This window comes from Kosakonia sp. MH5 (genome assembly GCF_009935945.1).
Classification (GTDB): Bacteria; Pseudomonadota; Gammaproteobacteria; order Enterobacterales; family Enterobacteriaceae; genus Kosakonia; species Kosakonia radicincitans.
Map to the genome: position 1 here is coordinate 27058 of NZ_QODH01000007.1, position 14632 is coordinate 41689.

A 14632-nucleotide genomic window follows, 5' to 3' on the forward strand; every position below is an offset into this window, starting at 1 on the left:
CCCCAGGAGCATAGAAAACTATGTGACTGGGGTGCGCAACAAATCTGCCGGGAGCAGATTTGAACGCTGCCTGCAGCGGCCCCTTGAGGGCGAGGCCCAGGGATGGGCCGAGTATTCGCAGCCAACAAAGAGGCAGCGTGAAAGACGACGGGTATAGATATGAAAAATGCGACCTTTTACCTTCTGGACAACGATAACGCCGTTGACGGCTTAAGCGCCGTCGAGCAACTGGTGTGTGAAATTGCCGCAGAACGTTGGCGTAACGGCAAGCGCGTGCTGATTGCCTGTGCCGATGAGCAGCAGGCGATTCGGCTGGATGAAGCATTATGGGCGCGCCCGGCAGAGAGTTTTGTGCCGCACAATCTGGCTGGCGAAGGTCCGCGAGGCGGCGCGCCGGTCGAACTGGCCTGGCCGCAAAAGCGCAACAGCAGCCCGCGCGATATTCTTATCAGCCTGCGCGCGGAATTTGCAGATTTTGCCACCGCTTTCACAGAAGTGGTAGACTTCGTCCCTTACGAAGACTCTCTGAAACAACTGGCTCGCGAACGCTATAAAGCCTACCGCGTGGCCGGTTTCAACCTGAACACGGCAACCTGGAAATAATGGAAAAGACATACAACCCCAAAGATATCGAACAGCCGCTGTACGAGCAGTGGGAAAAGCAGGGCTATTTCAAACCGAACGGTGATGAAAGCCAGGAAAGCTTCTGCATCATGATCCCGCCGCCGAACGTCACCGGCAGTTTGCATATGGGCCACGCCTTCCAGCAGACCATCATGGACACCATGATCCGCTACCAGCGCATGCAGGGGAAAAACACCCTGTGGCAGGTGGGTACTGACCATGCTGGTATCGCAACCCAGATGGTGGTTGAACGTAAAATTGCCGCTGAAGAAGGGAAAACCCGCCACGATTACGGTCGCGACGCGTTTATCGACAAAATCTGGCAGTGGAAAGCCGAATCCGGCGGCACCATCACCAACCAGATGCGTCGTCTTGGCAACTCCGTGGACTGGGAGCGCGAGCGCTTCACCATGGATGAAGGCCTCTCCAACGCGGTCAAAGAGGTGTTTGTCCGCCTGTATAAAGAAGATCTGATTTACCGTGGCAAACGCCTGGTGAACTGGGATCCGAAACTGCGCACGGCGATTTCCGACCTTGAAGTGGAAAACCGCGAGTCGAAAGGCTCAATGTGGCATATCCGCTATCCGCTGGCCGATGGCGCAAAAACCGCTGATGGTAAAGATTATCTGGTGGTTGCCACCACCCGTCCGGAAACCCTGCTGGGCGATACCGGTGTGGCCGTCAACCCGGAAGATCCGCGTTACAAAGATCTGATTGGCATGTTCGTGGTGCTGCCGCTGGTTAACCGCCGTATTCCGATTGTTGGCGATGAACACGCCGACATGGAAAAAGGCACCGGCTGCGTGAAAATCACCCCGGCGCACGACTTTAACGACTACGAAGTGGGCCGTCGCCACAAGCTGCCGATGATCAACATCCTGACCTTTGACGGCGATATCCGTGAAAGCGCACAGGTTTATGATACCAACGGCAACGAATCCGACGTTTACCCGGCGGATATCCCGGCAGAATTCCAGAAGCTGGAGCGTTTTGCCGCGCGTAAAGCAATGGTCGCTGCCGTGGACGCGCTTGGCCTGCTGGAAGAGATTAAACCGCACGACCTGACCGTTCCGTACGGCGATCGCGGCGGCGTGGTTATCGAACCGATGCTGACCGACCAGTGGTACGTGCGTGCCGATGTGCTGGCGAAACCGGCGGTTGAAGCGGTGGAAAACGGTGACATCCAGTTCGTGCCGAAGCAGTACGAAAACATGTATTTCTCCTGGATGCGCGATATTCAGGACTGGTGTATCTCCCGTCAGCTGTGGTGGGGTCACCGCATTCCGGCGTGGTATGACAACGACGGCAACGTCTACGTTGGCCGCAGCGAAGAAGAAGTGCGTCAGGAAAATAACCTGGCTGCTGATATCGCGCTGCGTCAGGACGATGACGTGCTGGACACCTGGTTCTCCTCCGCGCTGTGGACCTTCTCCACGCTCGGCTGGCCGGAAAACACCGATGCGCTGCGTCAGTTCCATCCGACCAGCGTGATGGTCTCCGGTTTCGACATCATCTTCTTCTGGATCGCCCGCATGATCATGATGACCATGCACTTCATCAAAGATGAAAATGGCAAGCCTCAGGTGCCGTTCAAGACCGTCTACATGACCGGTCTGATCCGCGATGATGAAGGGCAGAAGATGTCCAAATCCAAAGGCAACGTGATTGACCCGCTGGATATGGTTGACGGTATTTCGCTCGCGGATTTGCTGGAAAAACGTACCGGCAACATGATGCAGCCGCAGCTGGCGGAGAAAATCCGCAAGCGCACCGAGAAACAGTTCCCGGATGGCATTGAGCCGCACGGCACTGACGCCCTGCGCTTCACGCTGGCGGCGCTGGCTTCAACCGGTCGCGATATCAACTGGGATATGAAGCGACTGGAAGGTTACCGTAACTTCTGTAACAAGCTGTGGAACGCCAGCCGCTTTGTGCTGATGAACACCGAAGATCAGGATTGCGGTTTCAATGGCGGTGAAAGGGTGCTGTCGCTGGCTGACCGCTGGATCCTCGCTGAATTCAACCAGACCATCAAAGCGTACCGCGAAGCGCTGGACAACTTCCGCTTCGATATCGCCGCTGGGATTCTGTACGAGTTCACCTGGAACCAGTTCTGCGACTGGTATCTGGAGCTGGCCAAACCGGTCATGAACGGTGGTTCGGAAACCGAACTGCGCGGCACCCGCAATACGCTGGTGACAGTGCTGGAAGGTTTGCTGCGCCTCGCGCATCCGATCATTCCATTTATCACTGAAACCATCTGGCAGCGCGTGAAAGTGCTGAAAGGCATTACCGCTGACACCATCATGCTGCAGCCGTTCCCGCAGTACGATGCGTCGCAGGTTGACGAAAAAGCGCTGGCGGATACCGAGTGGCTGAAACAGGCGATTATCGCCGTGCGTAATATTCGCGCCGAGATGAACATCGCGCCGGGTAAACCGCTGGATCTGCTGCTGCGCGGTTGCAGCGAAGAGGCGATGCGTCGCGTGAACGATAACCGCAACTTCCTGCAAACGCTGGCGCGTCTGGAAAGCATCACCGTGCTGCCAGCCGATGATAAAGGGCCGGTATCGGTCACTAAAATTATCGATGGCGCAGAGCTGCTGATCCCGATGGCAGGTCTGATCGACAAAGAAGCCGAGCTGGCGCGTCTGGCAAAAGAAGTGGCGAAGGTCGAACAGGAAATTGGCCGTATCGAAAGCAAGCTGGGCAACGAAGGTTTTGTCGCGCGCGCACCGGAAGCGGTAATTGCGAAAGAGCGTGAAAAACTGGACGGTTACGCTCAGGCGAAAGCGAAGCTGATTGAACAGCAGGCAGTCATCGCCGCGCTGTAATCCTCTTCAGGCATGAAAAAGCCGGGCTGCGATGCCCGGCTTTTTTTATCCCTCCGGTGGGTTGCCCGGCGGCTTACCGGACAACCAACGTTTCAGCCAACACAACGCAGCCCGGATAAAACCGGCACAATAAACTCAGAACAGCGCCGGGTAGAACGACAGACCGCGCGCCAGCAGGTTGGCCGGATCCTTCGCCGGTTGTTGATCGTGATTCTCCAGCGGCAATGACGACAGATCACCGTGCAGATGCGTGTTTTCCAGCAGATAGCGGGTAAAACGCACCTTCGCCCATGGCCACGCCAGGAATAGCGTTACCGAACACACCAGCAAATTAGTGACGGAGATCCAGAACACGCGTCCCAGCGTGACCGTAGAAGAGAAATGAATATCCCCTTCCAGCGCCAACTGGCTGTAAAGGTAATTACGCAGCTTCACGAAAGCGAAAATATAACAAATGATCGCACCGCCGATATAAACCAGGTAGCTGAAGATCAATTTGCCATAAAACGGCCCCATCAGCATCGCCAGTTGCTCCGGATTGTCGCCAACCGCGTAAGCATATTGCGAGAGCATAAAGAAGGCCGGAATGGTGATATAAAGCGCGATGGCAATAAACGGCACAAACAGCAGCATCGACAGCACAATAATGGTGATGCACTTTTTCACCGAGAATTCGCCGGAAAATTTCAGCTTACCGTATTGCAGATTATTCACCAGCATACTAAACCACTGAGCAGTATATACGCCCTGCATTATCGCCACACCCAGCAATAATACCAGGGTACCAACGCCAATCATGGTGAAAATAGCGGTATACGAACCGCTGCTCAGCGCCGAGGTGGTAAAGAAAGAAAACACAATAATGGCAGCAGCCACGATCAGCAACGGGCAGCCCATCATCACCCACCACGCCCGCAGCGGGCTGGCGTAAAAACTAAAGCGGACGCCGTTAATCTCCGTCATCAGAAATTGATAACGCAAACCCTGAGTAATCAGCCATGGGAAAAAGATCAGGAATAACGCCATCATGCACAATTGCAGGACAATATTGCCATGCACCATGTTAATGATGAAAACTGCATACAGCACCAGCATGCACAGCCAGCCGACAAATACCGAACGCCCGGTCGCGTGGTAAGAAAAACGTGCGCCATCCAGTTCAGTATTGACGTAGAAATAACGGCGGGAACGGACTAACGCCCATGGCAAATATAACCCCAGCGTTATCATGGTTAGCAGAATATTAATCAGCCAGATCAGGAAATAGCCTTTACCACTTCCCTGAAAAAGGAAATGGCGTACCGGCGCTGTCGCGGAACCCTGAGTATCGAAAGTCATAACAATCCTTATCGCAAAAAAGAAAAGCACAGCCTAATAAGACGTAAAAATGTTACGGAATAGTTATTTCCAGCCTCAAGTTTAAATAGCTTACGGATAAAAAAATAGCGACCAATATTCCTGGTCTTGCCAGATTGCTGTGAGAGTGGTATTAAGCGTGATCACGTGAAAAAGTAACCTAACAGAGAGCAGAGATGAATGTGACCGCTCCGGTAGAGGTAAAAATGCGCCGAATTGCTGCAACAGACAATGCCGCAATCGCATCTGTGATCCGCCAGGTATCGGCGGAATATGGCCTCACCGCCGATAAAGGCTACACCGTTGCCGACCCTGAACTGGATGAGCTTTACCAGCTTTACAGTAAGCCGGGTTACGCCTATTGGGTCGTCGAACTGAATGGCGAGGTCGTGGGCGGAGGCGGCGTTGCGCCGCTAAAATGTAGCGAGCCGGATATTTGCGAACTGCAAAAGATGTATTTCCTTCCCGCCGCACGTGGTCAGGGGCTGGCGAAAAAGCTGGCGCTGATGGCGATGGATCACGCCCGTACGCAGGGCTTTACTCGCTGTTACCTGGAAACGACCGCGTTTTTAACCGACGCCATAGGCCTGTATGAACATCTGGGGTTCGAGCATATCGACGGGCCGCTGGGCTGCACCGGTCATGTTGACTGCGAAGTGCGCATGCTGAAAACGCTGTAACGGTAAACGAGCGGGTAGCGCACCCGCTCCGAATGCTGATTACGAGCGGCTCGCCTCAAGCATTAATGAACGATACAGACCAGCTGCCCGCTCCTGCGGCAGCGCCTGCACCCCGTTCAAAATCTCCAGCATCATGTCGCAAACCACTTTCTCCTTGCCAGACGCCTTATCCGGATGGTTGAGCAATTGCACATCCTCCCCGTATTTGCTGTAGAGCTGACGCACAATCGGTTCGAGATCCGCCTGCGCCTGCTTCTCTTCTTGTGGCGTAATGGTGTGCTTATCCGGCCCGTAGGTCGCCTGTAGCATGGCGTAATCGGTGTCCAGACGGCGTTTCAGCGTCTCGCGCGAGTTAAGCGCCACAGGGTTAACGCCGCCTTTTACCTCCGGATAATGGAAACGAAAGCAGGCATCATCGCTGATTTTTTGCATTTCTACCGTTTGATCGATCAACACACGCGTTTCCGCGACCACCAGTTGATCTGACGCCAGCGGCATACGCTGCATTTGCAAAGCGCTAAACCGGGGCTGGATGGTGTCGATAATTTTTTGCTCATTGGCACCGGCTTTCATCAGCACCACCACCTGGTTACGCAGCTCGCTAAACAGCTTCGGTTCGTGTTCGGCCATTAATTGCCAGGTGGGAACTTGCTGCACCATCGCATCAAACCGCGCCTCGGCGGTTTGCGCATTTTTTTGCGCCTGCAAATAGCGGATGTCGATAAAATTCCACAGGGCGATAAATACCGCCACCAGTACTGCGGCGCTGCCCTTACTTAGCCACCCTTTTTTTCGCATCAGCCCGGTGACAATGGTTATCGCCGCACCGGCATACGCCGCCATCAATACGTGCGTCCAGTTCATCCTTTGTTCCCTTAACGTTGGATTACACCGGCACGCCGCTGTGAAAACGGAACTCCGTATCCGGTGTTGAGATCAGCGCCGCTTCCACTTCGCCAAAATGGCGCACGCGCGGGCTGATATCGACAGTAGAAATCTGTTGTGCCAGCGCCAGATAATCCTGATAGTGACGCGCCTCTGAACGCAGCAGCGACAGATAAAAGTTCTGCAAATCCGCCTCCAGCCACGGCGCCAGCGCGGCAAAACGTTCGCAGGATCGGGCTTCAATGTAAGCGCCGCAAATGAGCTTATCGACCAAAGTGAGCGGCTCATGAGTGCGAACCTCTTTCAGCATGCCTTTGGCATAACGGCTGGCGGTGATTTTGACGTAGGGAATATTACGGGCGTTCATCGCTTCCCGCACCTGCCAGAAATGGTGCAGCTCCTCTTTAATCAGCAGCACCATGCTGTCGATAAGCTGGCGTCCCCAGGCATCGTCGGTCTGCGGCATGACGCTTTTGCCGATCTGTTTATGCAGGGCGACAAAATCCGGTTCCGGCCCTTCGCGGAAAGCGAAGGCTTCGTAGGGTTTCAGCCACTCCAGTAGCGCATCCGAACCGGCTTTATCCGCCACATATTTGCGTACCAGCAGCATGGCGGTTTGCGCCGCTTTCAGTTCGCAGATCATGTGGTCGGTCAGCAGCAGCGGCAGCATGGCCGGGTCGCGGGCTTTTTCTATCCAGGCGTTGGGTGTCGGGCAGTGGAGAAAATCTAAAACCGGGGCGAGTATTTGCGGGTAATCCATGGCGGTTCCTTGCTTTGCGGCAGCAGGCGCTGCCGCAACGGTCACTCAATGGCGCACGCCGTTGTCTTCTTCATCGACGTAATCGTCGTCGTCACCTTCTTCGCCGTCTTCGCCTTCTTCACCGTCAGGATCTTCGTAGTAAGTCCCCCAACCGTCGTACTCAACGCCGATTTTCTCCGCGAGGTTGATCAGCTGTTCAACTTGCGTGTCGATAAGCTCGGCGTTCAGCGCGCATTCGCTCAGAACGTCGCAGCAAATCACCACTTCACCTTCGTCCAGCTCCAGCTCTTCCGGCTCAGTCACTTCATAACCCAGCTTGAACGCTTCAACGGCAGCTTTTTCCAGCGTCTCAAAATCATCTGCCGACAGATGATGCTCAATGGTGTACAGCGCTTCAGGATCGCTGCCGTCTTCCAGCAATTCTTCAATAATCAAACGCGTCTCTTCGCGCTGCTCTTCCAGGTGTTCCGGGTTCGCCATGGCTCGTTCCTCATAATGTGGCAGATACACTTATTGTCACACACCGCCGCCGTTGCCTCCACTCCTCGCCGAAAAGATTTATCCGCCGGGGTTGCAAATGCATATTCATACATATAAATTGAATTTTAATTCAACAAGTGGCCTTAGCCATGTGAGGAAAACATGTCTGCGTTTTACCAGAAACATTTTTTGAAACTGCTCGATTTTACACCTGCGGAAATCAATGCCCTGCTGCAACTCGCCTCGCAATTAAAAGCTGATAAGAAAAAAGGCCAGGAAGTGCAGAAACTTACCGGCAAAAACATCGCGCTCATCTTCGAAAAAGACTCTACCCGCACCCGATGCTCTTTCGAAGTTGCCGCATACGATCAGGGTGCCCGCGTTACTTATCTTGGGCCAAGCGGCAGCCAGATCGGCCATAAAGAATCGATTAAAGATACCGCGCGCGTACTGGGTCGTATGTACGACGGCATTCAATATCGCGGCTACGGCCAGGAGATTGTCGAAACGCTGGCGCAATATGCAGGCGTGCCGGTGTGGAACGGTTTAACCAATGAGTTCCACCCGACGCAACTGCTGGCGGATCTGCTGACCATGCGCGAGCACCTGCCGGGCAAACCGTTCAACCAGATGACGCTGGTCTACGCCGGCGATGCGCGCAACAACATGGGCAACTCCATGCTGGAAGCGGCGGCGCTGGTCGGCCTGGATCTGCGTCTTGTTGCGCCGAAGGCCTGCTGGCCGGATGCCAGCCTGGTGGCGGAGTGCACCGCGCTGGCAGTGAAAAACGGTGGCAATATTCTGCTGACAGAAGATGTCGCCGCTGGCGTGAAGGGCGCAGATTTCATCTATACCGATGTCTGGGTATCGATGGGTGAAGCCAAAGAGAAATGGGCTGAACGCATCGCGCTACTGCGTCCTTACCAGGTGAACAGCATGATGCTGTCGCTGACCGGCAACCCGCAGGTGAAATTCCTGCACTGTCTGCCGGCCTTCCATGACGATCAAACCACGCTCGGCAAGAAAATGGCGGAAGAATTTGGCCTGCACGGCGGTATGGAAGTCACCGATGAAGTGTTTGAATCACCAGCAAGCGTGGTATTCGACCAGGCGGAAAACCGGATGCACACCATCAAAGCCGTGATGGTGGCAACGCTCAGCCAGTAAGTTTTGCCCCTCACCCGCAGGGGTGAGGGAGCATTATCAGGCAACCAGCAGCTTCACCACCGCTTTGCGCACTTTCGCAGGTGCATTGATCGCACACAGCGGTTTATGTACTTCGCCTGGCCAGAAGACGACAAAATCCCCTTCGCTTAGCACCACGGTTTTTTCCTCGCCGCCTTCCGGCAAAAACGCAATGTCTTTATCAGCCAGCCAGTCAGTATCCGGTGCGCCCGCAGGCAAGGTGCTGAAGGTCATCCCTTCCTGGCCTTTCAGGACGATCTGAATATCCAGATAGCGCGCGTGATACTCCGCGCGGCGCTCGGCGAATGGCTGAGTCGAATCCTCAGAGATGAGATAAAACAGGCGGTTACCGTCGATGTCGTGTTTGCCGATCGCCGTCGCATCGGTGACATGCTGTTTAACGTGTTCAATAGCCTGGCGCAATTCCTGCGGCAGCCAGGATTGCAGATGGTGAATATTACCAACGATCATGATTTAACCCTCGATATAAAACATCGTTTCATTTTTAAATGTTTATACGAAAATTCACACTGCCATACCACCACTTTTTACGGGAGATTTGTGACAACGCATGTTTATCGGAAAATATGTTATATGCCTGTTAATCCTCAGGCGGAGTTTATGCAGTGATAATGCATAAACCTGGTCAGCGGGAACAGCGAACCATCTGTTAACTACTGATATTTAATATATTATTTAAAAAACCTTCCCTGAATCACACTTTGACGCTTCGCTTATTTGCGTGCTAATTCACTGGTTATTTCCCTTTTCACCCGCTTGTGAAACTGGTTTATTCACTATTTTGCATATTTATTCTAATCATTACTATTAGCGCATAAAAATCAAGGCGTTACACATCAATGAAATCCATACATGTCTACAAAATTATAACAACCGTGAATAATATCAGCCATTAATGCGTAGCCATTCATCTTTATAATAAGGCTAATTATCTATTCTCTGACGCGAATCATGCATTCGAACAACAGCCCTTTAATATCCCATCCGACGTGAGCACAATCACATTATTAATTCATACGACTTCTACTATGAGCCGTGAAATTAACAACCATTAACCCGCGAAGAAATTAAAAAGATTTCATCGCGCGCCCCCTTTTTATTCTTAAAAAACAGTTAAAGGAATAATTATGGAAAAGCACTACGTCGGTTCTGAAATAGGTCAATTGCGAAGCGTTATGCTGCATCGCCCCAATTTAAGTCTGAAACGTTTAACCCCATCGAATTGCCAGGAATTATTATTTGATGATGTGTTATCGGTCGAGCGCGCCGGCGAAGAGCACGACGCCTTCGCAAACACGCTGCGCGAGCAGGGTGTGGAAGTCCTGCTGTTAACCGACCTTCTGACACAAACGCTTGATATTGCTGAGGCGAAAGCCTGGTTGCTGGACATGCAGATCTCCGACTATCGCCTTGGCCCCGCCTTCGCCGCAGACGTACGCAGCTGGCTGGCAGATATGCCGCATCGCGAGCTGGCGCGGCGGCTCAGCGGCGGATTAACCTACGGAGAAATCCCGGCATTTATTAAAAATATGGTGGTGGATATCCACACGGCGAATGATTTTATTATGAAGCCGTTGCCCAACCATTTATTTACCCGCGATACATCCTGCTGGATTTATAACGGCGTATCGATTAACCCAATGGCCAAACCAGCTCGTCAGCGCGAAACAAATAATCTGCGCGCAATTTATCGCTGGCATCCGGCCTTCGCTGACGGTGAATTTATTAAATACTTTGGCGACGAAAATATTAATTATGACCATGCCACTTTAGAAGGCGGCGACGTATTAGTGATCGGTCGCGGCGCGGTATTAATTGGCTTGTCAGAACGTACCACGCCCCAGGGCGTTGAGTTTCTTGCCAATAGCCTGTTCAAACACCGCCAGGCTGAACGCGTTATCGTCGTCGAACTCCCCAAACACCGCTCCTGTATGCATCTCGACACCGTGATGACGCATATCGATATCGACACCTTCTCCGTTTACCCGGAAGTGGTGCGCAAAGATGCGCATTGCTGGACACTCACCCCGGACGGACGCGGCGGCCTGCAACGTACGCAGGAGAACGATCTGCTGCACGCCATTGAGAAAGCGCTCGGCATTGACCAGATACGGCTCATCACCACCGGCGGCGATGCCTTCGAAGCCGAACGCGAACAGTGGAATGACGCCAACAACGTCCTCACGCTGCGCCCCGGCGTGGTGGTGGGTTACGAACGCAATATCTGGACTAACGAAAAGTATGACAAAGCCGGGATCACCGTGCTGCCCATTCCTGGCGATGAGCTGGGGCGCGGGCGCGGCGGTGCACGCTGCATGAGCTGCCCACTGGAACGCGACGGGATTTAAAGGAGCCATCATGGAAAGAAAACCTACGCTGGTTGTCGCGCTCGGCGGCAACGCACTGCTGAAACGCGGTGAACCGCTGGAAGCGAACCTCCAGCGTCAGAACATTGATCTTGCCGCGCGCACCATCGCCGGGCTGACCGCGCAGTGGCGCGTGGTGCTGGTACACGGCAACGGGCCGCAGGTTGGTCTGTTGGCGCTGCAAAACAGCGCTTACGACAAAGTCACGCCCTACCCGCTCGACATTCTTGGCGCCGAAAGCCAGGGGATGATCGGCTACATGCTGCAACAGTCGCTGAAAAACATCCTGCCGCAGCGCGAGGTAAGCGTACTGCTCACCCAGGTGGAAGTGGACCCGGCCGACCCGGCATTCAGCAACCCCACCAAATACATCGGCCCGGTTTACAGCGAAGCGCAAGCCCACGCGCTGCAGCAGGAAAAAGGCTGGGTCTTTAAGGCAGATGGCCACTACTTCCGCCGCGTGGTTCCCTCCCCGCAGCCCAAACGCATTGTCGAGAGCGACGCCATCAGTGCGCTGATAAACCGCGATCATCTGGTCATTTGCAATGGCGGAGGTGGCGTACCAGTGGTGGAAAACGCCAACGGCTACCACGGCATTGAAGCGGTGATCGACAAAGACCTGTCGGCGGCGCTGCTGGCACGGCAAATCGAAGCGGACGCTCTGCTGATCCTCACCGATGCCGACGCAGTGTATCTCGACTGGGGCAAACCCACGCAGCGCCCACTGGCGCAGGTAACCCCGGAAATGTTGCAAGAGATGCAGTTCGACGCAGGCTCGATGGGGCCGAAAGTCGCCGCCTGCCGCCAGTTTGTCGAGGCCTGCAACGGCATCGCGGGCATTGGCGCGCTGGTGGATGGCCCGGCCATTCTCGCCGGGGATAAAGGCACATTAATTCGTCACTGATTTAAAAAAGGAAGATCTCATGAGTATCAATTTGAAAAATCGCAACTTTCTCAAACTGCTCGATTACACACCGGCGGAAATCCAGTACCTGATCGATCTTGCTATCCGGTTGAAAGCTGACAAAAAAGCGGGCTGTGAGAAAAAAACGCTGGTTGGCAAAAACATCGCGCTGATTTTTGAAAAAACCTCCACCCGCACCCGCTGCGCGTTCGAAGTGGGCGCTTTCGATCAGGGCGCGCAGGTGACCTATCTCGGGCCGAGTGGTTCGCAGATCGGTCATAAAGAGTCAATGAAAGACACTGCCCGCGTGCTGGGACGCATGTATGACGGCATCGAATATCGCGGTTATGGCCAGCAAATTGTGGAAGAGCTGGGCCAGTATGCCGGTGTCCCCGTATGGAACGGGCTGACCAACGAGTTTCACCCGACGCAGATCCTTGCCGATCTGATGACCATGCTCGAACACGCGCCGGGCAAACGCCTGTCGGAACTGCGTTTTGCCTACCTCGGCGATGCGCGCAACAACATGGGTAACTCGCTGATGGTCGGCGCGGCAAAGATGGGCATGGATGTCCGGCTGGTCGCGCCGAGGTCGTTCTGGCCGGAAACCGCGCTGGTTGAGCAATGCCAGGCCATCGCCCGTGAAACCGGTGCGCGCATCATGCTCACCGAAGAGGTTGAAGAAGGCGTGCAGGACGTGGATTTTCTCTATACCGATGTGTGGGTGTCGATGGGCGAACCGAAAGAGGCCTGGTCCGAGCGCGTCAGCCTGATGAAACCCTATCAGGTCAATAGCGCGGTGGTGAAAGCCACCGGCAATCCGCAGGTGAAATTTATGCACTGTCTGCCCGCATTCCATAACGAGCACACCAAAGTGGGCGGCGAGATCGAAATGGCCTATGGCCTGAAAGGGCTGGAAGTCACGGAAGAGGTTTTCGAATCGCCGAACTCCATCGTCTTTGACGAAGCTGAAAACCGGATGCATACCATCAAAGCGGTTATGGTGGCGACACTCGGCGACTAACCACTCCCCCGGCACATCACGGGGTGTGCCGGGGTTAAGGAGCACATCATGGGCAAGTTCAAATTCCCTTCCGCTTACACCATTCTCTTTGTGTTGATTGCCATTGTCGCCGCGCTCAGTTGGATCATTCCTGCGGGTCAGTATCATATGGCGATGAACCCCGCGCTCGGCAAAGAGGTGCCCGTTGCCGGAACCTATGCGCACGTTACCGCGCAACCGCAGGGGCTTATCGCGGTGATCATGGCACCGATTAGCGGTCTGTACGATCCGGATACCGGACAGGCGGGCGCTATCGACGTGGCGTTGTTTATTCTGATCATCGGTGGCTTTCTGGGCATCGTCACCAAAACAGGCGCCATCGACGCCGGGATCGAGCGCGTCACCACGCGCTTACGTGGCCACGAAGAGTGGATGATCCCGATCCTGATGGCGCTGTTTGCCGCTGGCGGCACCATCTATGGCATGGCCGAAGAGTCATTGCCGTTTTATACGCTGTTGGTTCCCGTTATGCTTGCCGCCCGTTTTGATCCGGTCGTCGCCGCATCCACCGTTCTGCTCGGCGCGGGGATCGGCACGCTCGGATCAACCATCAACCCGTTTGCCACAGTGATCGCCGCCAACGCCGCCGGGATCCCGTTCACCCACGGCATCGTCCTGCGTTTAGCGCTGCTGGTCATCGGCTGGGTGATTTGCGTCGGCTGGGTAATGCGCTATGCCCGCAAAGTCCGCGCGAACCCGGCACTGTCGATCGTCGCGGATAAGCAGGATGAGGATCGGGCCTTCTTCCTTGGGCATAAGTCAGAAGAGATCCTCGAATTTACGCCGCTTCGGAAGCTGATCCTGGTGATTTTCGCACTGGCCTTTGTAGTGATGATTTATGGTGTCGCTGTGCTGGGTTGGTGGATGGCGCAGATCTCGGCGGTGTTCCTGGCGAGCGCAATTATCGTTGGTCTGATAGACCGTATGAGCGAAGAGGAGCTGACGTCGACATTTATCAACGGCGCACGGGATCTGCTGGGCGTAGCGCTGATTATTGGAATTGCCCGCGGTATCGTAGTAATTATGGATAAGGGTATGATTACTCATACTATTTTGCACAGTGCCGAAGACATGGTCAGCGGGTTATCCACCGTCGCGTTTATTAACGTTATGTACTGGCTGGAAGTGGTGTTGTCGTTTCTCGTGCCCTCTTCTTCCGGCCTTGCGGTTCTGACGATGCCGATAATGGCGCCTCTGGCCGATTTCGCTAACGTCAACCGTGACCTGGTCGTCACCGCTTATCAATCCGCGTCCGGCATCGTCAACCTGGTAACCCCGACTTCCGCTGTGGTAATGGGGGGGCTGGCTATCGCCCATGTTCCTTACGTCCGTTATCTGAAGTGGGTTGCTCCGCTGTTGGCGATATTGACCGTGGTGATCATGGCGGCGCTGAGCCTTGGGGCCCTGCTGTAACACGTCGGGTGGCTCAACGCCTAACCGGCCGTGCATAGAGTAACCAGGCCCGGCAGGCGTT

General features: G+C 54.5%; 13 protein-coding genes. 8 read left to right on the plus strand and 5 right to left on the minus strand.

What is annotated here, in order from left to right; translation table 11 throughout:
• The first annotated feature begins 159 nt into the window (after positions 1–159).
• Both holC and DK872_RS17955 read left to right on the plus strand, forming a co-directional pair.
• Entirely contained in the window at positions 160–603 is a 444-nt protein-coding gene (holC, locus tag DK872_RS17950; protein ID WP_035887060.1) for a DNA polymerase III subunit chi, read from the plus strand.
• Positions 603–3458, plus strand: coding sequence for a valine--tRNA ligase (locus DK872_RS17955; RefSeq protein WP_161518677.1), 2856 nt, complete (start codon positions 603–605; stop codon positions 3456–3458). The genes holC and DK872_RS17955 overlap by 1 nt, the downstream gene beginning before the upstream one ends.
• Before the next feature lie 135 nt (positions 3459–3593).
• On the opposite strand, the gene DK872_RS17960 is transcribed toward DK872_RS17955, so the two are convergent.
• Positions 3594–4796, minus strand: a complete 1203-nt coding sequence (locus tag DK872_RS17960) for a YjgN family protein (protein WP_161518678.1) — start codon at positions 4794–4796, stop codon at positions 3594–3596.
• Positions 4797–4990: 194 nt separating this feature from the next.
• Here DK872_RS17960 and DK872_RS17965 point away from each other — a divergent pair, with 194 nt between their 5' ends.
• The gene (locus DK872_RS17965) at positions 4991–5494 is read left to right on the plus strand and encodes a GNAT family N-acetyltransferase (RefSeq protein ID WP_007372844.1); all 504 of its coding nucleotides are present in this window, start codon (positions 4991–4993) and stop codon (positions 5492–5494) included.
• A gap of 39 nt (positions 5495–5533) precedes the next feature.
• Here the strand turns inward: DK872_RS17965 and DK872_RS17970 are convergent, their stop codons facing one another.
• From DK872_RS17970 to rraB, 3 genes are read right to left on the minus strand one after another with little or no spacing between them, the layout of a single operon-like run.
• The gene (locus DK872_RS17970; RefSeq protein ID WP_072440907.1) at positions 5534–6358 is read right to left on the minus strand and encodes a hypothetical protein; all 825 of its coding nucleotides are present in this window, start codon (positions 6356–6358) and stop codon (positions 5534–5536) included.
• Positions 6359–6380: 22 nt separating this feature from the next.
• Positions 6381–7139 (minus strand): tRNA isopentenyl-2-thiomethyl-A-37 hydroxylase MiaE, encoded by a 759-nt coding sequence (miaE, locus tag DK872_RS17975; RefSeq protein WP_079517036.1) that lies wholly within the window; start codon positions 7137–7139, stop codon positions 6381–6383.
• Positions 7140–7184: 45 nt separating this feature from the next.
• Positions 7185–7619, minus strand: a complete 435-nt coding sequence (gene rraB, locus DK872_RS17980) for a ribonuclease E inhibitor RraB (RefSeq protein WP_007372841.1) — start codon at positions 7617–7619, stop codon at positions 7185–7187.
• Positions 7620–7781: 162 nt separating this feature from the next.
• Here rraB and argF (DK872_RS17985) point away from each other — a divergent pair, with 162 nt between their 5' ends.
• Complete coding sequence (gene argF, locus DK872_RS17985) at positions 7782–8786, plus strand: ornithine carbamoyltransferase (protein WP_007372840.1); 1005 nt, start codon at positions 7782–7784, stop codon at positions 8784–8786.
• 36 nt (positions 8787–8822) lie between these two features.
• Here the strand turns inward: argF (DK872_RS17985) and DK872_RS17990 are convergent, their stop codons facing one another.
• Positions 8823–9275, minus strand: a complete 453-nt coding sequence (locus DK872_RS17990; protein ID WP_007372839.1) for a YhcH/YjgK/YiaL family protein — start codon at positions 9273–9275, stop codon at positions 8823–8825.
• A 677-nt stretch (positions 9276–9952) separates the two neighbouring features.
• Here DK872_RS17990 and arcA point away from each other — a divergent pair.
• Genes arcA through DK872_RS18010 form a run of 4 tightly spaced genes read left to right on the plus strand, consistent with a single transcriptional unit; the run spans position 9953 to position 14571 of the window.
• Positions 9953–11173 carry an arginine deiminase gene (arcA, locus tag DK872_RS17995; RefSeq protein ID WP_007372837.1) on the plus strand — a complete coding sequence of 407 codons (1221 nt, stop codon included), beginning with the start codon at positions 9953–9955 and terminating at the stop codon, positions 11171–11173.
• Between the two features lie 10 nt (positions 11174–11183).
• Entirely contained in the window at positions 11184–12095 is a 912-nt protein-coding gene (gene arcC / locus DK872_RS18000; protein WP_161518679.1) for a carbamate kinase, read from the plus strand.
• 19 nt (positions 12096–12114) lie between these two features.
• Positions 12115–13119, plus strand: coding sequence for an ornithine carbamoyltransferase (gene argF, locus DK872_RS18005; protein ID WP_161518680.1), 1005 nt, complete (start codon positions 12115–12117; stop codon positions 13117–13119).
• Between the two features lie 48 nt (positions 13120–13167).
• Positions 13168–14571 carry a YfcC family protein gene (locus DK872_RS18010; protein ID WP_079517040.1) on the plus strand — a complete coding sequence of 468 codons (1404 nt, stop codon included), beginning with the start codon at positions 13168–13170 and terminating at the stop codon, positions 14569–14571.
• The last annotated feature ends 61 nt before the right edge of the window (positions 14572–14632 follow it).